A 22,955-nucleotide genomic window follows, 5' to 3' on the forward strand; every position below is an offset into this window, starting at 1 on the left:
ACTCATACCTATGTTGTAAGTGTCTTCCATGTCCCCGAACAAGTGTTCATGATGTTCCCGGTCTGTACAGGGAGAGGGCTGGGGTGAGGGGAACAGCGATGACCGGATCCCCTGACTCACAGCAATCTGCAATTAACCAAAACGCACATCGCGCCCGTGGGGTTCATCCAGATCCTGCGCGGGGCCGATCGAAATGATCCCGTGCGGGTTGATGGTGGCATGGCTGCGATAATAGTGGTTGCGGATATGCGCCATATCGACCGTTTCGACAATCCCTGGCATCTGGTAGATATCGCGCAGGAAGCCGTAAAGGTTGAGATAGTCGCTGATGCGGCGTTGGTCGCATTTGAAATGGGTGACGTAGACCGGATCGAAACGAATCAGTGTAGTCCACAGGCGGAGATCGGCCTCGGTGAGTCGATCTCCGGTCAGATAACGGTGTTGGCCGAGGATCTGCTCAAGCCGCTCCAATGAGGCAAACACGCCGTTCACCGCTTCGTCATAGGCTTCCTGGCTGGTAGCAAAACCGGCCTTGTACACCCCGTTGTTCACCGAATCGTAAATCCAGCCGTTGAGTGAATCGATCTTCTCACGCAGTTCTGCCGGGTAGTAATCTCCAGCCCGTGCGCCGACGGCGTCGAAAGCGCTGTTGAACATGCGGATGATATCGGCAGACTCATTGCTGACGATGGTCTGCTGCTGTTTATCCCACAGCACTGGCACGGTAACGCGGCCGCTGTACTGCGGATCGGCCCGTAGATAGAGCTGGTAAAGAAAATCGGAGTGATACAGCGCATCGCCGGTTGCTGCCGGGAAATCCTGGCCGAAGGTCCAGCCGTTTTCCAACATCAGCGGATGCACCACGGAAACCGGGATGATTTGCTCCAGCCCCTTCAATTTGCGCATCAGCAGCGTACGGTGTGCCCAAGGGCAAGCCAGGGAAACATACAGATGGTAGCGATCTTGCTCGGCTTTGAAACCTGCTTTGCCATGCTCTCCCGCAGCGCCATCTGGAGTGACCCAATTGCGAAACTGAGAGGTTGAACGCTTGAAACGGCCCCCGGTGGATTTGGTGTCATACCAGGTGTCTTGCCAAACGCCATCAACGAGTTGTCCCATGAGATCCTCCAATGTGTCTGAGAGATAAAGTCAAAAGGCCCGGCGTGAAGAGCCGAGCCTTTATACCCGTCGTCTTTCAAGCTGCAGCTTGAAATCCATAGGGTATGCTTTATAAGTTTACCACTTTTTGTTCAAAATGCGGTCAATGCTGAAGCCGCCAGGGCCTGCAACCGCCAGCACGATGAAGCCACCGGCAATGGTCAGGTTTTTCATAAACATCAGCTGGTTCACGCCTTCTGCAAAGTTGGTGTGGAACAGCAGCGCGGTCAGGATGGTGAAACCGGCAGTGAACAGCGCCACGGTACGGGTCAGGAAGCCGAACAGGATTGCCAGGCCACCGCCGAACTCCAGCAGGATGGTCAGTGGCAGCAAGAAGCCAGGTACACCCATCGACTGCATGTATTGTTGGGTGCCAGCATAGGCATCACCCATTTTGCCGTAACCTGCAACGATAAACAGGATTGGCATCAGAATACGAGCAACCAGCAAACCTGCATCTTCTAATTTCTTCATCATTAACTCCAAAAAGTGTTGTTGCTTGCCAATCTTGGCATTGGTACCGCCAGGGGGCCTTGTAGCTGCCATGTCCGGTTGATGGAGTGAATGTTAGACGGGAATGCTGCGGGTTGTTAGCAAGTAAAACTGTCGTAATTTTTCAAAAAATCTGAATATTAAAAAATCTATAAAAGTAGTTATAAATCATTTAATTAACGATTAATAAGGCGTATTTGGATAAAATCCACGCAAATAAAAGGGATTACCAACGGGATAATTGAACTTGTTACAGCGCGGTTATTTTTTGGGAAGGGCGTTTCGGATCAGACGAACGGTACCCCAGACGCTGAGCGCCCGCCGTGACCAGCGGATCAACTTGCTAGGATGGCGTATGCCGTACAGCGCGATCACGCTGGAACCGATAGCCATATATTTACGCAGCCCATACAAGGTCTGCCAACTGCGATCGAAGGATTCGGTTTTTTGTAGCCACTGGCTTTTGCTGGCGGTCAGATCCAGGCGTTGCTGCTGGATCTGCCGGATGAGTTGCTCTTTTCTGCGTTCACGGTACTGGCGGCGATTCATGTTTCTCCTCCAGTTCAGCACGGTCGAGTTCCAATTGCTGACGTGTTGCCCCTAACAGTGTCGAACGGCGAGCCTTGGACAATGTCCAGACGATGCCCACAACGGCCAGGAACAGCAGAACGGCGGTAGTCGTGCCCAACGCCATCAGGCGATAAGCGGGGTCGATGGCCCAGAAGATGAGAATTAACAGGCTCATCAGGCCGAAGGCGGTAAACAGCAGGGTAAGCCCCGCCATCATCAGCAACTGAATGAGGTTGGCTTTCTCCTCTTCCAGCTCGATAACGGCCAGACGCACCCGGGTTTCCACCATGCCGACCATAATGGTGACAATCCGTTGGGCGATATCCAGGACCCCTTTACCGGGGCCCTGTGCGCGCGTTTGCGGCTGCTCTGCCATAATCAGCGGCGCGCGAGCAGAACGCCTAACACCACGCCAACCGCAGCGCCGATACCGATACCAGTCCACGGGTTTTCACGCACGTAATCATCGGCCTGGCCAGCCATCTGCTTGGTTTGGTGAGCCAGTTTGTCACCGGCATCGCTCAGACGGGCACGGGTTTCTTTCAGTGCGCCTTCTGCTTTGGAGCGCAGTTTGTCCAGTTCAGCTTTAGGTTTATCGGTGGAAGAGTTCAGCACTTCTTCCAGCGTATCGGCCAGGGACTTCAGTTCAGCGCGTAAATTTTCTGCATGTGAATCATGTGCCATTTCGATAACTCCTTAACATTAACTTCGACAGACTTTTAACATAGCGGATTTATTCACTTAAGCAAAGGGCTTATCCCCGGTGGATATCACTAACCAATGTCATTATCGGTTGGTAAAATCCCGCCAGATGGGGCTCTTAGCGATAAATCCGCTAATATAAAAATTATTCGGCCTGCGCGGCTTTCAGCTCTGCCTGGGCTTCTGCCAGCTTTCTCTGCTTGTTGGCGATTTTATCTGCCTTGCCGGTTTCCTGAGCCTCTTTCAGCTCCTGCTCACGCTCGGCCACTTTCTCCTGCTTATCAGCAATCTTCTTCTGGCGATCGGCTTGTAAACCGGCCTCGGTGCAGTGGGTCTGTACTTCGCTCAGGGCTTTCTGCAGGCCTGCCACGCGGTGGCTGTTGCCGTGCTTAGTGGCATAATCGATTTGTGTCTGGATATCTTGGGCTTTGCTGGCACAAGTCTCGACCGCTGCCTGTGAAAGCGCAGAAAAAGTGAACAGGGGGATGGCCAGTAACAATGTGTGGCGTAATTTCATGATTTCAATTCCTTAATGCTGGGAGATCACAAGGATGCTCCCGGTTTCCTGCTGCCCAAGGGGCAGTGCGACAGGTGGCCTACGCGGCTGACCCATGCAGACAATCAGCATAGTCACAAATTGCGTAGAACCCCAAATGTAGGGGCGCTGTATGCTGCGCCCGATTAGCCGGATGTAACGACGGCTAAGATAATCCCTTAAATGAGAAAGGGATTATCCCAGATTAAGTGGCGGGCGTGCAAATTTACGCACCCAGCGGCCGGGGAGAGGAGACTCGTTCAGGGCAATGGTGTAACCGGGGGGCAGGATGTTTTCCAGGGCCTCACGGGCCAGCAACTGCTGTTCAGGGGAATCCAGGCGGATCACCAGGCCATCGCCCTCCGGCGTAATGCTTTTGATGCGGATACCGCGTTCATCCAGGCGCTGATAGACATAAAAACCATCTGGCAACGATAAGCCCTGCTGAACCACGTGAATACGCAGCTCGTTTTCCGTACGCAAGATGTACGGCGCCAGCACGGAGGCCAATGCCAGCAGTAGCAATGAAAGCATCAGTGCGTATTGCCAGCGTGGGCGTTTGGCTATCACGCGTCTTTCCCTGCACGATCGGCGCGCTTTTTGCGCCACAGTACCACCAGAGAACCGACCAGCCCGACGACCAGTAACACCAGTGGCAGCATCATCAGGCCGAACATCAACTGGTCTTCATACTTGCGGAACATCGGGGTTTTCCCGAGGGCAAAACCGACCGATACCAGGATCAGAACCCACAGCAAGCCGCTCATCCAGTTAAAGAACTGGAAGCGTGCGTTGCTCAAACCGGACAGCCCGGCAATGGTAGGCAACAGCGTACGGACGAAAGCCAGGAAACGGCCAACCAGCAGAGCCGACAGGCCATGGCGGTGGAACAACTGGTGAGCACGCTGGTGGTAATGGGCCGGTAGATGGGCTAGCCAACTCTGCACCGTCGGCGTATTGCCTAGCCATCGGCCTTGTATGTAGCTAACCCAGCACCCCAGGCTGGCTGCGGTGGTCAGGATAAGAATGGTCACCGGGAAATTCATGGTGCCTTTGGCGACCAGGACGCCGACCAGGATCAGCAGGCTATCACCCGGTAGGAAGGCGGCGGGCAGCAGGCCATTTTCCAGAAATAAGATCATAAACAGCAAGACGTACAGCGTCCAGACCAACGAGGGGTTGGCCAGCGTTTCAAAGTCTTGCTGCCATAAGGCATCCAACAGTTGCTTAATGATATCCATCCGGTGTTCCTAAAAACGTCATTGTTATTTTCGTTCAGCGGCTGGGGGCGGTAAGCTCGCGGAGGGCCCTGGCTGCTGAAGATGATGAACGGTGTTGCTTTATTCTTTGGTTCTATACCCGTCGTCTTTCAAGTTGCAGCGTTGTTATCTGCACTTGCTGCAACTTGAAATCCATAGGGTAAAACGGGGCGACACCGGATCATGAGTGATACGTTAGCGAGCCACGGTAAAGTATATTGCTCTCTTTCCAACCCCCGAGCCTGCTTTGTTGCTGCGGGAAGTTCAGCGTCCAATTGACCTGCCGCAACCGGTTAGGGGCTGGGTTATCTGCCTGCGGTTGTGGCCACAGGCGGTAGCCCAGATCCGTTGCTAAAGTATAGGCCGGAACCGATTGGGACGGGGCCTGCAACGAGCTGGGATAGGAATGCATCCGGGGCAAAGACAGCAGTAGTTTGCTGAGGGGCTTGCGGCGGAGTTCACTGTGCGGACGGTAATCCTGATCGTAGGGGGAAACCACATGCTCATCAAATAATGCCTGAGCACTTAACGCGGAGGCTAAGGCTGCGGTTTGTGCTGCATAGAGCTTTGGGCCGGAGACCGAACCGGTCCAGCAGGAAAGAGCAATAAGCATGGCAAACAACCAGCGCATGTATTCGCGTTCCACCCCAAAGTCAGTCGATAAAAAAGTGGGCTAACTCTACCAAAATAGCACGATTGGCAACAGGGAAATCTACGTGGTCGCTGGGGAAATATCGCGCAGTGGGCGGCTGTACCGGGATCGATTCAGCCGTTTTTACAATACCTGACATTCGGTGCGATTTCTTGACGCCAAAACCCTATTTGGTGGTGCTGGCCATGTTATCCAAATGGATCACCGGATTCTCGGCAAACAGGTAGCGATCGGCGTTGTATTCGAAATCGTCGGTGGTGGCATTGAACAGCATCTGCTTGGTGTTTTCCAGATGTTGCCACATGGCCAGTTTGGCACCGTGAGGATCCTTACGTATCAGCGCTTTAAGGATCTCATCGTGATCGTCGCACCAGCTGGCAATGGAACGCTCATCGATATGTTCGTGCAGTTTGATCCAGTAAGGGTTGCTGACACGCTGGGCCCACATTTTTTCCACTATGGTGGCCATGGCGGTATTCTGAGTCGCCAGCGCGACCTGCACGTGGAATTTGAGATCCCACTGCGAATCGCGGAAGCGATCCTCTTTGCGCGCCTGCTCCTGGATCTCCATCAGTTGGACGATATCCTGCTTGGTCACCTGGGTGGCGGCGAACTCGGCGATGTTACTTTCGATCAACTGGCGTGCCTGTAGCAGTTCAAAAGGCCCAGAGGTAGCGAATTCGAGGCTTTCACCCGGCACTACCAGGTGCTTCTGCTGGTTGGAGATCACATGGATGCCCGAGCCTTTGCGCACTTCGACGTAACCTTCCACCTCCAGCATGATGATCGCCTCACGCACCACGGTACGGCTAACGTTCATCTCTTCTGCAATATAACGCTCGGCTGGCAGTTTCTCACCGACCGGGTAGACCCCGCCCTCAATGCGCCGTTTTAGCTCGGCGGCCAATTGCTGATAAAGGCGTCTGGTTTCAGTGAATTCCATAGTGAATACTCGGTGGTAGAAGGGCGTAATGCCATAGGACCTGTTATACCACTTATCCGTTGTAGCTGCTAGCGAGTCAGATGCGAAAAGCCCGGCACAAAGGCCGGGCTGTGGGGGTTAGCTGCTGGCATCTGCCGTTTGTAATCGTTCCTGTTCCAGCTCGGAAACCGGCTTGTTTTGCAGCACGGTCCAGATCACGATGGCGGCCAGGATATCGAACACCGACAGGGCGGCGAACAGCGGGCTGAAGCCCATGGTGTCAGCCAATGCGCCGACCACCAGAGCGAACATGGTGCTCGCCGTCCAGGCGGCCATCCCGGTCAGCCCATTGGCGGTAGCGACTTCGTTGCGGCCAAAGACGTCCGACGACAGGGTAATCAGCGCACCGGACAGTGCCTGGTGGGCAAAGCCCCCGATGCACAGTAAGGCAATGGCGACATAAGGGCTGGTGAACAAGCCGATCATGCCTGGGCCGATCATCAACACTGCGCCCAGGGTGACCACCAGTTTGCGTGAGACGATCAGGTTGACGCCGAAATGCTTTTGGAAGAATGGCGGCAGATAGCCACCCAGGATGCAGCCGAAATCGGCGAACAGCATCGGCATCCAGGCGAACATGGCAATTTCTTTCAGGTTAAAGCCGTAAGCCTTGAACATGAACAGCGGGATCCAGGCGTTGAAGGTTCCCCAGGCGGGTTCTGCCAGGAAACGCGGCAGCGCTATACCCCAGAACTGGCGGTTACGCAGGATCTGCCAGGCGGACATCTTCTTGGCATTGCTGGTCTGGTGGTGCGCTTCCTGCCCATCCAGAATGTAGCTGCGTTCTTCGGTACTGAGTTTCTTCTGGTCTTTCGGGTGCTTATAGAAGATCAGCCAGCAGATGGCCCAGATCAGGCTCAAGACACCGGTAATGATAAACGCCATTTCCCAGCTGTGCGCCACAATCGCCCAGACCACCAACGGAGGAGCGAGCATCGCGCCCACCGAGGAGCCGACGTTAAAATAACCCACCGCGATGGAGCGCTCTTTGGCTGGGAACCATTCGCTACTGGCTTTCAGCCCGGCAGGGATCATCGCTGCTTCGGCCATACCGACCGCACCACGGGCCATCGCCAGGCCGACCCAGCTGTTGGCCAGCGCGGTGCCCATACAGAAGATGGCCCACAGGATGGCAAACATCGCATAGCCGATTTTAGTGCCGAGCACGTCAAGGATATAACCTGCAACGGGCTGCATCAGGGTATAGCAGGCTGAATAGGCGGCAACAATATAGGAATACTGTTGGGTCGTGATCCCCAGTGAACCTTCCAGCGAGGGGGCTGCGACGGACATCGCATTGCGGGTCAGATAACCGAGCACGGTGCCGATAGTCACCAGGCCGATCATATACCAGCGTAAGCCTTTAATTTTACGCATCCCAAATCTCTCCCAGTCTAAAAATTTCGGCCACCGGCAAGCCTGTGGCGGTCATGGTGGTGATTCCCTTTCATTTGGTTGCCGGTATTCCGCTTACCGACGCCGTCCTGCGTATTGCCATTGAACCGTGGTTATAAACCAGTAGCAGGGTGGCGAGAAGATAACTTGTCATACAGATTTAAAAGTTGAGTGATATCACAAAAACCATTATTTTTTTAAGTGATAATGCTTGCCATCATAAGGCATTGGTTTAATGGGAGTCGTCTGGATAGGCGCTTGGAGGCCGTAATGATGGGTTAACCAAAGTGAAATTTAGCTAGACTCTATGATAAATTGGTGTGATAACTTTGCGAAAGTTGACAGCAAGGCTAGCCAGGAAAAAGGTGAGGAACCCATATGGCCACGTTTTTGAGCGATGATTTCTTGTTAGACAGTGAATTTGCCCGCCGCCTGTATCACGACTATGCAGCGGATCAGCCTATTTTCGACTATCACTGCCATCTGCCACCGCAACAGATTGCCGAAAACACTCGTTTTAAGAACATGTACGATATCTGGCTGAAGGGCGATCACTATAAGTGGCGCGCGATGCGCACCAACGGCGTGGCTGAACGCCTGTGTACCGGCGATGCCTCTGACCGTGAAAAATTTGATGCCTGGGCAGAAACGGTGCCGCATACCATCGGCAACCCGTTGTATCACTGGACGCACCTGGAACTGCGCCGCCCGTTTGGCATCACCGGCAAGCTGCTCTCCCCGACTACTGCAGATGAAATCTGGCAGCGCGGCAATGAACTGTTGTCGCAGGAGGCTTTCAGCGCTCGCGGCATCATGAAACAGATGAAGGTGAAAATGGTGGGCACCACCGACGATCCGATCGACGATCTGCGCCACCATCAAACCATCGCCGCCGACAGCAGCTTCGATATCAAAGTCTTGCCAAGCTGGCGCCCAGATAAGGCCTTCAATATTGAAGCCGCTGGGTTTAATGACTATATGCAACAGCTGGAAGCCGCCGCAGATACTTCCATCAACCGCTTCAGCGATTTGTGCGATGCGCTGAAAAAACGCCTGGATCACTTTGCCGCTCACGGTTGTAAGGTTTCCGATCACGCATTAGACGTGGTGATGTACGGCGAGGCTGATGAGGCTACATTAGATAAGATCCTGGCTCAGCGTCTCAGCGGGGAGTTGCCAACGCCACAGCAGGTTGCCCAGTTCAAGACCGCCGTCCTGCTGTTCCTGGCTGCCGAATATCAGCGCCGCGAATGGGTGCAGCAATATCACATCGGCGCACTGCGTAATAACAATAGCCGGATGTTCACTACCATCGGCCCGGACATTGGCTTTGATTCGATTAACGATCAGCCGGTAGCCGAATCACTGTCTCGCCTGCTGGATGCTCAGGCCAAGCAGGGGGCGCTGCCGAAGACCATTCTTTACTGCCTGAACCCACGGGATAACGAAGTGATCGGCACCATGGTCGGTAACTTCCAGGGCGAAGGTACTCCGGGCAAGATCCAGTTTGGCTCAGGCTGGTGGTTTAACGATCAGAAAGACGGCATGCAGCGCCAGATGACACAGTTGGCCCAGCTTGGGCTACTTAGCCGCTTTGTGGGCATGCTGACCGACAGCCGCAGCTTCCTTTCCTACACGCGTCACGAATACTTCCGCCGTATCCTGTGCCAGATGATTGGCCGCTGGGTGGAAGATGGCGAAGCACCGGCGGATATTGCGTTGCTGGGTGAGATGGTGAAAAACATCTGCTTCGACAATGCCAAACACTATTTCGCTATCGAATTAGCGTAGTTTTAGCTCGAGGTTGGTTTATGCAAAGCATCATAAAGATCCATGCAAAAGATAATGTGGCGGTCGCACTGTGTGATTTGGCGGCTGGTGAGCAGCCGGTCTGGGAAGGGCAGGCGATCGCACTGGCGCAAGATGTAGCTCGGGGGCACAAGTTTGCCCTTGAGCCGATCGCTGCCGGTGAGATGATCGTCAAGTACGGCTTGCCGATCGGCCATGCACTGGTGGCTATCGCTGCGGGCGAACATATCCATTCGCAAAATGCCAAAACCAACCTGAGCGATCTCGATAGCTATCAGTATCAACCGGAGTTCCAGACCTTACCGGCGCAGGCGGCAGATCGTGAGGTACAGATTTACCGCCGCAGCAACGGTGAGGTAGGGATCCGCAACGAACTGTGGATCATCCCGACCGTGGGCTGTGTGAACGGCATCGCTCGCCAGATCCTGCAACGTTTTCTGAAGGAAACCGGGGAAGCAGAGGGGATCGACGGCGTACATCTTTTCAGCCATCCCTTCGGCTGCTCACAGCTCGGCCAGGATCATGAAAATACCCGCACCATGCTGCAAAATATGGTGCGTCACCCCAATGCTGGTGCTGTTCTGGTGATTGGCCTGGGCTGTGAGAACAACCAGGTGGATGCTTTCCGCACTACTTTGGGTGAGTTTGATGAACAGCGCGTGCGTTTTATGGTCTGCCAGCAACAGGATGATGAAGTTGCCGACGGATTGGCACATTTGCATGAATTATACCAGATTATGCGCGACGATCGCCGCCAGCCGGGCAAGCTCAGCGAGCTGAAGTTTGGCCTGGAATGTGGGGGATCGGACGGTTTATCAGGGATCACAGCCAACCCGTTATTGGGCTGCTTCTCGGATTATGTGATTGCCAACGGCGGCACCACGGTGCTGACTGAAGTGCCAGAAATGTTTGGTGCCGAACGCATTCTGATGAGCCGCTGCCGCGATGAAGACACCTTTGAAAAAACCGTCAGCATGGTCAACGACTTCAAACAGTATTTTATTGCCCACGACCAACCGATTTACGAGAACCCTTCACCGGGCAACAAGGCTGGAGGCATCACCACGTTAGAAGAGAAATCTCTGGGTTGCACCCAAAAAGCCGGGCAGAGCCAGGTGGTGGACGTGTTGAAATACGGTGAGCGTCTGCGTCTGCCGGGGCTGAACCTGCTGAGTGCGCCGGGCAATGATGCGGTCGCTACCAGCGCGCTGGCGGGAGCCGGGTGCCATATGGTGCTGTTCAGCACTGGGCGGGGGACACCTTACGGTGGCTTTGTGCCAACGGTGAAGCTGGCGACCAACTCGGAGCTGGCGGCGAAGAAACCGCACTGGATCGATTTTGACGCAGGCCGCCTGATCCACGGCTTGCCGATGGCGCAGATGCTGGAGCAGTTTGTCGATCTGATCGTGGACATTGCCGATGGCGCACCGGCGCGTAATGAAGTGAATGATTTCCGCGAGTTGGCGATCTTTAAAAGCGGTGTCACGTTGTAAAGCCTAGCCGGCGGGAGTAGCATAAAACGGCGTTTTGTTTTAAACGCCTTGCTACTTCCGCCCCAGGATCTCCCTAATGACGTTTTATTGGTTTGCGCAGTCCGTTGGCGTGCTGGCTTTTTTGGTAGGCATCACCAGCTTTTTTAATCGCGATGACCAGCGTTTCAAACTGCAGTTGTCGGGCTACAGCCTGATTATCGGCATCCACTTTATCCTGATGGGGGCGAATGCTGCAGGGAGTAGCGCTCTGCTTAGCGCCTGCCGCAACCTGGTCTCGATGAAGACTCGCAGCCTATGGGTGATGTGGATCTTTATCTGCCTCACGCTCATCATCGGTTTATCCCGCTTTCACCACTGGATCGAAATACTCCCGATCTGCGGTACAACCGTCAGCACCTGGGCGTTGTTCCGCACCCGCGGTTTGACCACCCGCTGCGTAATGTGGTGCTCAACGGCCTGTTGGGTTACCCACAACATCTGGCTTGGCTCGATCGGGGGCTCGCTGATTGAAGGCAGTTTCCTGCTGATGAACGGTTTCAACATTATCCGTTTCCGCCGCTTGCAACTGCGCGGCATCGATCCTTTTGCGGTCGAAAAAAAGGCGCCCGTTTCAGAGGGGCGCCAGCCAGTTAAGCAATAAAGTGCAGGTTGCTGAGATTTCCTCCATTCTTCCAACAGAGCAGAGACTCTCAGCTCCCTCTCCCTGTGGGAGAGAGTGTCAGCCCATTAAGTAATAAAATGCAGGTTGCTGAGATAACCTCCACGCTTCCAACAGAGCAGAGGCTATCAGCTCCCTCTCCCTGTGGGAGAGAATGTCAGCCCATTAAGTAATAAAATGCAGGTTGCTGAGATAACCTCGACGCTTCCAACAGAGCAGAGACTCTCAGCTCCCTCTCCCTGTGGGAGAGGGTTGGGGTGAGGGGACTTAGCGAACTTTCAGCGGATCTTCATTGGCTAAACGCTGGTCTTCCGCCTGACAGGCCGCTGCGGTAAACAGCACGTCGGTGGAGGAGTTGAGCGCGGTTTCTGCCGAGTCCTGCAGTACGCCGATGATAAAGCCGACGGCAACGACCTGCATCGCAATTTCGTTAGGAATGCCGAACATGTTGCAAGCCAGCGGGATCAGCAACAGTGAACCACCGGCTACGCCGGAAGCCCCACAGGCGCAAATCGCAGCCACCACGCTCAACAGCAGTGCAGTCGGCACATCCACCGGAATGCCCAGCGTATGAACCGCAGCCAGCGTCAGCACGGTGATGGTGATTGCAGCACCGGCCATGTTGATGGTCGCCCCTAACGGGATGGAAACCGAATAGGTATCTTCGTTCAGATTCAGCTTTCTGCTCAGTTCCATATTCACCGGAATGTTGGCTGCGGAGCTGCGGGTAAAGAAGGCGGTAACACCGCTTTCGCGCAGGCAGGTGAACACCAGTGGATAAGGATTGCGGCGGATTTTCCAGTAGACGATAAGCGGGTTCAGCACCAGCGCCACCAGCAGCATACAGCCGATCAGCACGAACAGCAGTTGGGCATAGCCCCACAGCGCGCTAAAGCCGGTATCGGCCAACGTCGACGCCACCAGGCCAAAGATACCCAGCGGCGCAAAGCGGATCACCGCACGAACCACCATGGTCACGGCATGGGACATGTCGGTGATTAGCGATTTGGTGGTATCAGAGGCATGACGCAGTGCCAGCCCCAACCCCACGGCCCAGGCCAGGATGCCGATATAGTTGGCGTTGATCAGCGCATGGAATGGGTTCGCCACCACGCTCATCAGCAAGCCTTTGAGCACTTCAACGATGCCACCCGGTGGGTTGATGTCGGTGGTGCCCACGGCCAGTGCCAACGTAGAAGGGAAAATAAAGCTGACCAATACGGCAGTAAGTGCGGCAGCAAAGGTGCCTAACAGGTAAAGGAACAGGATGGGGCGGATGTTGGTTTTCTGGCCCTGCTTATGGTTGGCGATGGAAGCCATGACCAAGATCAACACCAGCAGCGGTGCCACCGCCTTCAGCGCGCCAACGAACAGCGAGCCGAGCAGGCCAACTGCTGTGGCGGCGGCTGGCGAAACCAGTGCCACCACAATGCCCGCTACCAGGCCGATCAATATTTGCTTAACCAGGCTGCCCTGAGTGATGCGTAGTAATAGTTTATTCATGATGCTCTTGCGTTTCCGCTCCCTGAGAATGTGATGTACAGATTGCTGCGCCTCGGCTGAAACGTGGCCGGGCAACTTATCGTCATATCTGTAACTAAGTATGTTTGCTATGCCAGTATTCAGTAAACGGGGGATCTTGAAAAGGGGAGAAGATGAAATTACCTGCATGGATCAATGATTGATAACATGCTGTTTACATTTGTGTGATCGTCATAACATTTGGCGTTTATGGCTATTTGCCAAATAATCGCGGGGCGTCTAGCGCCCCGGATAACAGATTATGGTAGCCAACCTTAACCGACTCCGGCCAATGGCTGCTGGGCCCCAAGGCTGGCGACAAAGTCTTGCAGTAACTGCTGGCTGAATGGCGTATCGCTAACCTGTTGTTGTTTAAGCTGATAAATTTTCTGCTTGGCCGGTTCCAACTCGCTGAGCCAGCTCAGGTAGCGCTGCATGATCGCCCCGTTAAATTCCGGGTGGAACTGGGTGGTCAGGACGTTATCGCCGTAACGCAGGATTTGGCAGGCGTCCTGTTGCGAGCGAGCAAGCACTTCAGCCCCTGGCGGCGGCGTTAATACGCTTTGCGCATGGATCAGGTTCACGTTGAAGCGCGCAGGCAGGGGAGCCAGACGCTTATCTGAGCGGGCAGCGGGTAATAACTCGATCTCGAGAGTGCCAACCTCCATGCCCTGCGGGTGGTAACCCACCTCGCCGCCCAGCGCATAAGCCAAAAGCTGGTGGCCATAGCACACGCCAAAGATCGGCAGATTGATTTGCATTGCCTGGCGCAACCATTCCGCTGCGTGTTCGCTCCAGGGAAGCCGTTCGGTCACCATAGCTGCTGAACCGGTGATCACCACTCCGCAGTAATCTTCTGGGGGCAACGGTGTCTCACCGGCAAGGACGTGCACGATATGCACGCGATCTGCATCGATATTCCCTTGTTTTAGGAACATCTGCTCAAAATTGGCCTGCTCCTGCTGGATCATCTGCGGTGCATCACCGGTTTGCATCAACAACAGCGGTTTCATTTTATTCTCCGTCAGCGGGGAACACTACGCCGGTCTGACGGCGGATCTCCGTCAGCAGGCTGGCGACGATCAGGGAATTTTCCAGGCCCTCATGCTCGACCTGCCGTTTTTCTACCAGTTCGGCAAACACTTGCGCTTCATACAGCATGGTATTGATGTGTTGCGGCTGGGTCAGTACCTGGCTATTTTCACCGCGAGGCGTCAGCACCACGCCTTGGGCTTCGGAGATTTTTTCGATCACCAGCGTGCCCTCTTCGCCCTGGATCTCACTCGGAATGTCCGAGTTGCTGACCTTGGAATGGCTGATCACCACGTCAAAGTCACCATAGTTCAGGCACACGCTGCCGTGGGCATCGACCCCGGTATCAAGCAATGTTGCGCTAGCCAATACCGACTGCGGTGCACCAAACAGCGCCACGGTGCTGGCCACGCAGTAATAGCCAATGTCCATGATCGAGCCGTTGGAAAAGTGCGGGTTGAAGGTGTTCGGGTTTTCACCGGCCAGGTAACGGGGATAGCGGGAGGAGTATTGGCAATAGTTGATAAATGCCTTACGCAGTTTGCCAATCTTCGGCAATGCTTGTTGCAGGATAAGAAAATTGGGCAAGTGGGTGCTTTTGAACGCTTCAAACAGTACCACCTGATGTTCCCGTGCGCAGGCCACCAACTGTTCCACTTCGCGCAGATTTGACGCCAGCGGCTTCTCGCAAATCACATGCTTTTTATGGCTGAGGAATAGCAGAGATTGTTGGCAGTGCAGAGAGTTGGGGCTGGCAATATACACCGCATCAATCACGTCGGATTGCGCCAGCGCTTCCAGCGAATCAAAGAAGTGTTCGACCGGATAGTTGGCGCCGAAGGCCTGCGCCTGTTCGAGCTTACGCGAATAGATGGCGGTCAGCCTCATCTTGCCGCTTTCGTGAGCCGCATCGATAAAACGTTCGGTGATCCAGTTGGTGCCGACAACAGCAAAGCGAATCATGGGTGACTCCAGTTTCCACAGGAAGATAGCTCAAGGAACCAGATTATCACGCCGCAGAGAATAGGCGAATATTTGCTTAAAAAGGCTTATTACTCATAGAGTTCGCCGAATAATGAGAGATGGGTCAGATACAGACGGGTATCAAACTCCAACTGGTGATAGCTGGGTTCCATATGGCAGCACAGGCTGTAAAACGCCTTGTTGTGGTCTTTCTCTTTCAGATGCGCCAACTCGTGGACGACGATCATGCGCAGGAAAGGTTCTGGGGCGTTTTTAAACACCGTCGCCACGCGGATCTCGGCTTTGGCTTTCAGTTTGCCACCCTGCACCCGAGAAATGGCGGTATGCAGCCCCAAGGCGTGCTTCATCACCTGGATTTTGCTGTCGTAGGCCACCTTGCTCAGCGGTTGAGCATTACGCAGATACTGATTTTTCAGATCGACGGTAAACTGATAAAGCGACTTGTCGGTGGTGCAGCCATGCACCTGCGGATAGCGTTGCAACAAAACCTCGCCCAGCCGCTGTTGCTTGATGAGTTGTTGCACCTGCATTTGCAGATGATCGGGGTAGCCTTGCAGGTAGCTCAGTTCGGACATGTTATTCAGTATTCAGTAGTAAACCGGGGCGAGCATTGTATGACGTTTTCTTGCTCAAATCCCCTAATGGGCAATTAATCCCAAAAAACATTTTACTGCCGAGCGTTTTTAGGGGATAAACAGCCCAAATTTATCATTTAGGAGGGGCAATGAGCCAACTCGATCTGGGAACACAGCAACTTGAGCTGGAGCGTTATCCCCAACAGGAAGAAGCCACCCAGCTGCAGGCGTGGGAAGCGGCGGACGAATATCTGCTGCAACAGTTGGAAAATGTCGATATCGGTGAACGCCCGGTACTGATTTTCAACGACAACTTTGGCACGCTGGCCTGTGCTCTGCATGGCTATAAGCCTTTCAGCATCAGCGATTCTTACATGAGCCAGTTGGCGACGCGCCATAACCTCAAGCTGAATGAGCTCGATGTTGAGCAGGTCACCTTGCAAGACAGCCTGGCCGAACTGCCTGCCAACCCGGCGGTGGTGTTGATCCGTATCCCGAAAGCGCTGGCGCTTCTGGAGCAGCAATTGCGTGCCCTGCGTGACGTAGTGGCACCCGATACGCTGATCGTGGCCGGTGCCAAAGCGCGTGACGTACATACCTCGACCATGCAAGTGTTTGAGCGGGTGCTTGGCCCAACCCGCACTAGCCTGGCCTGGAAAAAGGCCCGTCTGATTTATTGCCAGGTAGCTGACGTCGTGCCACCAGCAGCGCCGGAAACCACCGACTGGCTGCTCGACGGCACGGACTGGCTGATCCACAACCACGCCAACGTGTTCTCACGCGGTAGCCTGGATATTGGCGCACGTCTGTTCCTGGAAAATCTGCCGAAGGATTTGCAGGGCCATATTGTCGATCTCGGCTGTGGCAACGGCATTATCGGGATGCGTGCCTTGGTGCAGAACCCGCAAGCGCAAATGACCTTCGTCGATGAGTCTTACATGGCGGTGGCTTCCAGTGAACTGAACGTGGCGCACAACCTGCCGCAGGAGATGGATCGCTGTCAGTTTGAGGTGAACAACTCGCTGGCGGGCATTGAGCGTGAAAGCCTGCAGGCGGTACTGTGCAACCCACCGTTCCACCAGCAGCATGCGATCACCGATCACACCGCCTGGCAGATGTTCTGCGACGCCAAGCGTTGCCTGCAAGTGGGGGGGGAGCTGTGGATCGTCGGCAACCGCCATCTGGATTACTACCAGAAGCTGAGGCGTTTGTTCGGCAACTGCACCACCGTGGCCTCCAACCAGAAGTTCTTGATCCTCAAAGCGGTCAAGTCTGGCGCGCGTTATTGATGTAGGGGCGCAGCATGCTGCGCCCGTAAAATCAATGGATTACAGTGCCATGGCCAGCCGCGTGCCCTGATCGATAGCGCGGCGGGCATCCAGCTCTGCAGCCACGTCGGCACCGCCAATCAGATGCACCGTTTTCCCCATTTCCAGCAGCGGCTGCTGCAATTCACGGCGCGGTTCCTGCCCGGCACAAATCACCACCGTATCTACCGGCAAGCAGCTTTCCTGCTCGGCACGCAATATATGCAGACCTTCGTCGTCAATACGTTGATAGTTCACGCTATTGAGCATTTTCACGCCGCGTACCGCCAGGCTGGTGCGATGGATCCAACCGGTAGTTTTACCCAGGCCTTCACCTACCTTGCTGGTTTTGCGTTGCAACAGGAATATCTGGCGTGGCGAGGATGGCACTTCCGGCCCTAGGGCGCTCAGCCCCCCGCGCTGCTCTAGTTGTGAATCGATCCCCCATTCGCGGTTAAACGCTGCCAGATCCAGGCTACTGGAGGTGCCATGCTGGCTGAGGTATTCGGCGACGTCGAAGCCAATTCCCCCAGCCCCAATGATGGCGACCCGTTGCCCAACCGGTTTTTTATCCCGCAAAACATCGAGATAGTTCATCACCTTGGCGTGTTCGATGCCCGCAATGGCTGGCATACGCGGTACGATGCCGCAGGCGAGGATCACCTCATCGAAATCCGCCAGATCCTGCGGTTGCACCTGCTGCCCCAGCTTTAGCTCCACTTCATTGAGCACCAACTGACGGCGGAAATAGCGCAACGTCTGGTGAAACTCCTCCTTGCCGGGGATTTGCTTGGCGATATTGAACTGGCCACCGATCTGCTCGGCGGCATCAAACAGGGTTACCTGATGCCCGCGGCTGGCGGCGGTGGTGGCAAACGCTAATCCGGCTGGCCCGGCACCCACCACGGCCAGTTTTTTAGGCGTTGCGGTGGCGATCAATGGCATTTCGGTTTCGCGGCAGGCGCGAGGGTTGACCAGGCAGGAAGTGAGTTTGTGATCGAAAATCTGATCCAGGCAGGCCTGATTGCAGCCGATGCAGGTGTTGATTTCGTCTGCACGGCCTTCAGCGGCCTTCTGCACGAACGCCGCATCTGCCAGGAGCGGGCGTGCCATGGACACCATGTCAGCACAGCCATCGGCCAAAACCTGCTCCGCCACCGCCGGATCGTTGATGCGGTTGGTAGTGATCAGCGGGATCTTCACTTTGCCCATCAGCTTGCGCGTCACCCAACTGAACCCGGCGCGTGGCACCATGGTGGCGATGGTGGGAATACGTGCTTCGTGCCAGCCGATACCGGTGTTGATCAGCGTTGCGCCAGCCTGTTCGATCGCCACGGCAAGCTGTTCGATCTCCTGCCAACTGGATCCATCCTCCACCAGATCGAGCATCGACAGACGGTAGATCAGAATAAACTCCGGCCCGGCCGCTTCGCGCACGGCCCGCACAATCTCGACGGCGAAACGCATGCGATTGCTGAAACTGCCGCCCCATTGGTCGGTGCGTTGGTTGGTGCGCGAGACCAGGAACTGGTTAATCAGGTAGCCCTCAGACCCCATGACTTCCACGCCGTCATAGCCAGCCTGCTGTGCCAATGCTGCGCAGTTGGCGAAGTCGGCAATGGTTTGTTCAACTTCCTGGGTAGTCAGCGCCGCTGGGCTGAATGGGTTGATCGGCGCTTGCAGTGCGGAAGGGGCGACTGGCTGTGGCTGATAGCTATAGCGCCCGGTATGCAGGATTTGCAGGGCAATCTTACCCCCAGCCTGATGGACAGCCTCGGTCACTATCTGGTGATGGGCAACCTGCTGTGGTTGGTTTAGGACCGATGCTCCGCGATACACCACGCCTTTCTCATTGGGGGCTATACCGCCGGTCACGATCAGGGCGACACCGGCAGCGGCCCGCTCGGCGTAGAATGCCGCCATACGCTCGGGGCCATTAGGCAGTTCTTCCAGGCCGGTGTGCATCGATCCCATCAGCACCCGATTTTTCAGGGTGGTGAAGCCGAGATCCAGCGGCGCAAGCAGGTTGGGGTAAGCACTCATTGCAGTCTCCAATCGGGTTTATCGTTATAGTTATAGACGACCCTCAAGTGGTCGGATGAGATAAATTTAGCCGTTGTCGGCGTACTTGGGAAACGCGGATGTGCTGAATGTGATAGACCTCATGTTTGCAATCGGTATAAAAGATCGGCTAACATCGGCTCGCCTTATCCCTTTTCTCTCTGCGGAGCCATTACCGAAAATGAACAACCACACCTGCTGATATCTGGCCCTGTACCGAGCACGCTCGTGCCGTATGGGGAGGTTTTGATTTCATTCAGGAGTGCTTATGGCTCATTTTGCGCAGTCCCCTTATTTCGTTTTACATCAATTAACCTGTCAGTTTGCCAATGGCGAAACGCTGTTTGGCCCGCTTAATCTGGCCGTTGAACAGCTGCACTGTGGCCTGGTGGGGCGTAACGGCGTGGGAAAAACTCGCCTGCTACGTCTGATTGCCGGGCTGGATCAACCCGCGTCAGGTCATATTGAGACGCAGGCAACCTTTGCCTATGTGGCGCAGCAGCCGCACTTCACCGAACAGACGACCCTGGCAACGTTGCTGGGCTACGGTGAGGTGTTTGCCGCCCAGGCCCGTCTTGAGCAAGGTTGTCCACGGCTGGACGATATCGATCGTCTTGAGGGCCAGTGGGATCTGGCGGATCGCTTGAGCACGGCTTTTGCGGCGGCGGGATTGTCTGATTTTGATCCGCAACGGCCAGCCAGCGAACTGAGTGGTGGCGAACGTATGCGTGCGGCTTTGTGTGGCGCGATAATGTCGGGGGCTGATTTCCTGTTGCTGGACGAACCGACCAATCACCTCGATAGCACGGGCCGTGAATGGCTGTATCAGCAATTGGGACAGTGGCGCGGCGGTCTGTTGATTGCCAGCCACGATCGGCAACTGCTGTCACGGATGCAGCGGATTGTCGAACTGACTCCTGAGGCATTACGTAGTTACGGTGGCAATTATCACGAATACCATCGGCTGCGGGAGCAAGAGCAACAGGCGGCACGTGCTCAACTGGAACATGCCGCGTTGGAAAGACGGCGCGTCCGCGCCCGCCAGCAAAAAGAACACGACAATTACCAGCGTCACTCCGCCCGTACGCTGAGAACCGTGGACTCGCTGAATATCGCCTCTTTTGAGAAAGCTGCCCTCAAGGGGGCTGCTCGCGACACGATGGGGACCTTGCGTAAACAGCATCAGGGGCAAAAGAACACGCTGGATGAAGCTGTGCGCGAGGCGAGGGAACGGGTTGAAGAAGATAACCCGGTGATGCTGACCTTACCGGGCAGCGCGGTAGCCACAGGTAAGCAGGTGCTGGTACTGGAACAGTTACAGCTGCCGTTCGTCTCCTTGCCACCGCTCGACTGGAGGATGGATGGCCCGATGCGTGTGGCCATCACCGGCCCGAACGGCTGTGGCAAATCCACGCTGCTGAAGGTGATCCTGGGGCAACTGGCTGCCAGCGCTGGCCATTGCCATTGCTCGGTATCGCTGGCCTACCTCGATCAAAACCTGTCCCAGCTCGATCTGACTCGCTCGGTGGTCGATCATCTAGGTTTACAGGATACCCCGTTAGCCGAAGGAGTGTTGCGTAGCCAACTGGCGCAACTGCAACTGAATGCCGACCGGGTCACGCTGCCGTTGGCGGCATTGAGTGGTGGAGAGCGGTTGAAAGCGGCGCTGGCCTGTGTGCTGTGGCGGCGTGAGCCTGCGCAGCTCCTGCTGCTGGATGAACCGACCAACCATTTGGATCTGGCCTCATCGCAGGCAATTGAAGCGGCGCTGGCGGAGTTCCCTGGTGCGATGCTGGTAGTGTCGCACGATGAGGATTTCTTGCGGGCGCTGCGGCTGACCCATCGTTTGTCCTGGTCGGCAGCGGGTTGGTGCTTTCAAGCAATGTAACCCTGCCTGAGGGGCCAAGCTGGGGAGTTTTTGGTATACTTAAGGTCATTTTGTGAGGTTTCGAGACAATGACTATGACTCCAGTGGCAACAGCAGCCGAGGTAATTTATTACAACGGCACTATCTTCACCGCAGATGCGGAAAATCGTGTTTGTAGTGCGTTGGCGATAGGGCAGGGATACATTCTTGCGGTAGGGACTGATGAGCAGGTGCTTGCGCTGGCGACACCCACCACCGAACGCATCGATCTGCACGGCAAAATGATGATGCCGGGCCTGATCGACAGCCATATGCACCCATTCTGGGGCGGCAAACAGCTCAAGGGTTGCAGCTTGCACTATGCGGCGCTGACGGCTGAGCAAACCCTGCAACATATTCAGGCGCATCTGGATAAGTATCCGGCTGGCGATGACGAATGGCTGACGGTACGTGCCTGGCAGCGTCAGGCGATGATCCCGGTTGGCGCGGATATGAGCCGTAGCTTGCTGGACACCCTCAACACTCGCCGCCCGGTGGCACTGTTCTCTAACGATTGCCACACGCTGGCGGCCAACAGCCGTGCGCTGGAGATGCTGGGCATTGATGAAAATACCCCGGTGCCGCCGGACGGCAAGATCGCCCGCGATGCTGATGGTCAACTGACCGGGATCCTGGAGGATGCTCCGGCCATGCGCGCCTTTGACAGCATTCCTTCCGGCACGGCGGAACAGAACGTGCAGGTAGCGGCTCATGTGCAGCAGGTGCTGCATACGCAAGGCGTGACCACTGTGATGGATACCCGCGTGTTTGCGGAACAGTTGGAGGCTTTCGCCGAACTGCGCGATCGCGGTGAGCTGACCTTACGTGTGCTGGGGGCCAAAGAAGTCACACCAGACAGCGTACAAGGGCCGGAAGACGCTGCCCGGGCGGTGCAAGAGGTTGTCGCCTTTGCCGAACGGTGGAGTAGCCAGCCTTGGACGCCGCAGGCCGGGATCTCTGTTGGCCATCTCAAGCTGTTCGTCGACGGCGTGTTGCAGCCACCGACTATGACGGCGGCGCTGCTAGAGCCTTATCGTGAACATCATGGGGAAGCCAAGAGTGAGCGTTATGGCGATCTCTACTTCACCACGCCGGTGCTGAACGCGCTGATCGTCGAGTGTGGCCGCGCTGGTCTGCATCCGCATACCCATACGGTAGGCGATGGCGCAATCGAGCAGGTGCTGGATGCGGTTGAGCTAATGCGTGCGGCTTGCCCGGGCAAGGATATCCGCCCAGGCTTGGCCCATAACGAATTGGTTGCGCCGCATCAGTACGCGCGCTTTGCCTCTTTGGCGGCAACGGCGGTGCTTTCGTTCCAGTGGGCCGGTTTACCGGGCGTGCTGATCGATGAAGAGCGCGAGATGCTGGGTGAAGCCCGTTTCCCTCACCTTGAGCCCGCGGCACGCTTCCTGGATGCCGGTGCGCGGCTGGCCTATGGCAGTGACTGGCCAATCGATCGCCTGGATGAGTGGTATAACCTGCAGGTGGGGATGACCCGCCGCGCCTGGGATAGCGAAGGTAATCCTGCCGGGCCACGCCTGGACAACGATCGCGATCTGACCCTGATTGAGACGTTGCGCGCAGCCACCATCGATGCGGCCTATATGATCGCCAAAGAGCAGTACATTGGCTCGCTGGAAGTGGGCAAATTTGCCGATGCGATCGTCCTGCACCATAATCTGTTTGAGCAACCGGCAGAGAAACTGTACCAAACCCGCATCGAGCGGACGTTGGTTGGCGGGAAGATCAGCTATCAATCCTGATAGCAATGTGAATTAAGCGGTCATTTTTACCTGGGGGCGTTGCATGCAGCGCCTCTACAAATTCGGCACATTGCCGTGAAGGGTAATTTTTACCGCTTTTC

At 55.6% G+C, this 22,955-nt stretch carries 22 protein-coding genes; 6 read left to right on the forward strand and 16 right to left on the reverse strand.

Annotation, left to right across the window (positions count from 1 at the left end; translation table 11 throughout):
- Nucleotides 1–132: 132 nt before the first annotated feature.
- From ACKWMY_RS21680 to ACKWMY_RS21730, 11 genes are all read right to left on the reverse strand, one after another.
- A complete protein-coding gene (locus tag ACKWMY_RS21680) occupies nt 133–1,119 on the reverse strand; it encodes a glutathione S-transferase family protein (protein ID WP_024528173.1) in 987 nt (328 codons plus the stop codon).
- 117 nt (nt 1,120–1,236) lie between these two features.
- On the reverse strand, nt 1,237–1,632 hold the full coding sequence (locus tag ACKWMY_RS21685) for a DoxX family protein (RefSeq protein ID WP_024528174.1): 396 nt from the start codon (nt 1,630–1,632) through the stop codon (nt 1,237–1,239).
- Between the two features lie 279 nt (nt 1,633–1,911).
- Nucleotides 1,912–2,199, reverse strand: coding sequence for a YqjK-like family protein (locus tag ACKWMY_RS21690; protein WP_024528175.1), 288 nt, complete (start codon nt 2,197–2,199; stop codon nt 1,912–1,914).
- Nucleotides 2,177–2,596: a phage holin family protein gene (locus tag ACKWMY_RS21695; RefSeq protein WP_024528176.1), complete on the reverse strand. Its 420-nt coding sequence runs from the start codon at nt 2,594–2,596 to the stop codon at nt 2,177–2,179. The genes ACKWMY_RS21690 and ACKWMY_RS21695 overlap by 23 nt, the downstream gene beginning before the upstream one ends.
- 2 nt (nt 2,597–2,598) lie before the next feature.
- Entirely contained in the window at nt 2,599–2,904 is a 306-nt protein-coding gene (locus ACKWMY_RS21700; RefSeq protein ID WP_021180656.1) for a YqjD family protein, read from the reverse strand.
- Between the two features lie 163 nt (nt 2,905–3,067).
- Nucleotides 3,068–3,439 carry a DUF1090 domain-containing protein gene (locus ACKWMY_RS21705; protein ID WP_024528177.1) on the reverse strand — a complete coding sequence of 124 codons (372 nt, stop codon included), beginning with the start codon at nt 3,437–3,439 and terminating at the stop codon, nt 3,068–3,070.
- 213 nt (nt 3,440–3,652) lie between these two features.
- The gene (gene mzrA / locus ACKWMY_RS21710) at nt 3,653–4,024 is read right to left on the reverse strand and encodes an EnvZ/OmpR regulon moderator MzrA (RefSeq protein WP_409487036.1); all 372 of its coding nucleotides are present in this window, start codon (nt 4,022–4,024) and stop codon (nt 3,653–3,655) included.
- Complete coding sequence (locus ACKWMY_RS21715) at nt 4,024–4,698, reverse strand: DedA family protein (protein WP_024528178.1); 675 nt, start codon at nt 4,696–4,698, stop codon at nt 4,024–4,026. Before ACKWMY_RS21715 ends, mzrA begins: the two co-directional genes overlap by 1 nt.
- Nucleotides 4,699–4,897: 199 nt before the next feature.
- Nucleotides 4,898–5,347, reverse strand: coding sequence for a hypothetical protein (locus ACKWMY_RS21720; RefSeq protein ID WP_024528179.1), 450 nt, complete (start codon nt 5,345–5,347; stop codon nt 4,898–4,900).
- Nucleotides 5,348–5,534: 187 nt separating this feature from the next.
- The gene (gene exuR, locus ACKWMY_RS21725; protein ID WP_024528180.1) at nt 5,535–6,311 is read right to left on the reverse strand and encodes a transcriptional regulator ExuR; all 777 of its coding nucleotides are present in this window, start codon (nt 6,309–6,311) and stop codon (nt 5,535–5,537) included.
- Between the two features lie 117 nt (nt 6,312–6,428).
- Nucleotides 6,429–7,727 (reverse strand): MFS transporter, encoded by a 1,299-nt coding sequence (locus tag ACKWMY_RS21730; protein WP_024528181.1) that lies wholly within the window; start codon nt 7,725–7,727, stop codon nt 6,429–6,431.
- A gap of 396 nt (nt 7,728–8,123) precedes the next feature.
- On the opposite strand from ACKWMY_RS21730, the gene uxaC reads away from it, so the two are divergent.
- From uxaC to ACKWMY_RS21745, 3 genes are all read left to right on the forward strand, one after another.
- A complete protein-coding gene (gene uxaC / locus ACKWMY_RS21735) occupies nt 8,124–9,536 on the forward strand; it encodes a glucuronate isomerase (protein WP_308870982.1) in 1,413 nt (470 codons plus the stop codon).
- Between the two features lie 20 nt (nt 9,537–9,556).
- Complete coding sequence (locus tag ACKWMY_RS21740) at nt 9,557–11,047, forward strand: UxaA family hydrolase (protein ID WP_199062749.1); 1,491 nt, start codon at nt 9,557–9,559, stop codon at nt 11,045–11,047.
- A 76-nt stretch (nt 11,048–11,123) separates the two neighbouring features.
- The gene (locus ACKWMY_RS21745; RefSeq protein ID WP_065684720.1) at nt 11,124–11,687 is read left to right on the forward strand and encodes a YgjV family protein; all 564 of its coding nucleotides are present in this window, start codon (nt 11,124–11,126) and stop codon (nt 11,685–11,687) included.
- Between the two features lie 285 nt (nt 11,688–11,972).
- On the opposite strand, the gene sstT is transcribed toward ACKWMY_RS21745, so the two are convergent.
- From sstT to ACKWMY_RS21765, 4 genes are all read right to left on the reverse strand, one after another.
- Nucleotides 11,973–13,208, reverse strand: a complete 1,236-nt coding sequence (gene sstT, locus ACKWMY_RS21750; protein ID WP_024528185.1) for a serine/threonine transporter SstT — start codon at nt 13,206–13,208, stop codon at nt 11,973–11,975.
- A 293-nt stretch (nt 13,209–13,501) separates the two neighbouring features.
- Nucleotides 13,502–14,239, reverse strand: coding sequence for a glutamine amidotransferase (locus ACKWMY_RS21755; protein ID WP_409487012.1), 738 nt, complete (start codon nt 14,237–14,239; stop codon nt 13,502–13,504).
- Between the two features lies 1 nt (nt 14,240).
- Nucleotides 14,241–15,221 (reverse strand): Gfo/Idh/MocA family protein, encoded by a 981-nt coding sequence (locus tag ACKWMY_RS21760; RefSeq protein WP_409487013.1) that lies wholly within the window; start codon nt 15,219–15,221, stop codon nt 14,241–14,243.
- Nucleotides 15,222–15,310: 89 nt separating this feature from the next.
- Complete coding sequence (locus ACKWMY_RS21765) at nt 15,311–15,817, reverse strand: M48 family metallopeptidase (protein ID WP_024528187.1); 507 nt, start codon at nt 15,815–15,817, stop codon at nt 15,311–15,313.
- A 149-nt stretch (nt 15,818–15,966) separates the two neighbouring features.
- Here ACKWMY_RS21765 and rlmG point away from each other — a divergent pair, with 149 nt between their 5' ends.
- On the forward strand, nt 15,967–17,106 hold the full coding sequence (rlmG, locus tag ACKWMY_RS21770) for a 23S rRNA (guanine(1835)-N(2))-methyltransferase RlmG (RefSeq protein ID WP_409487014.1): 1,140 nt from the start codon (nt 15,967–15,969) through the stop codon (nt 17,104–17,106).
- Between the two features lie 39 nt (nt 17,107–17,145).
- On the opposite strand, the gene ACKWMY_RS21775 is transcribed toward rlmG, so the two are convergent.
- Nucleotides 17,146–19,167, reverse strand: a complete 2,022-nt coding sequence (locus ACKWMY_RS21775) for an FAD-dependent oxidoreductase (protein ID WP_409487015.1) — start codon at nt 19,165–19,167, stop codon at nt 17,146–17,148.
- A 286-nt stretch (nt 19,168–19,453) separates the two neighbouring features.
- On the opposite strand from ACKWMY_RS21775, the gene ACKWMY_RS21780 reads away from it, so the two are divergent.
- Nucleotides 19,454–21,073 (forward strand): ABC-F family ATP-binding cassette domain-containing protein, encoded by a 1,620-nt coding sequence (locus ACKWMY_RS21780; protein WP_409487016.1) that lies wholly within the window; start codon nt 19,454–19,456, stop codon nt 21,071–21,073.
- A 74-nt stretch (nt 21,074–21,147) separates the two neighbouring features.
- Nucleotides 21,148–22,854 (forward strand): amidohydrolase, encoded by a 1,707-nt coding sequence (locus tag ACKWMY_RS21785; RefSeq protein WP_409487037.1) that lies wholly within the window; start codon nt 21,148–21,150, stop codon nt 22,852–22,854.
- Nucleotides 22,855–22,955: the final 101 nt, after the last annotated feature.

Source organism: Serratia sp. J2, assembly GCF_046269175.1.
In the GTDB taxonomy this organism is placed as follows: Bacteria; Pseudomonadota; Gammaproteobacteria; order Enterobacterales; family Enterobacteriaceae; genus Chania; species Chania fonticola_C.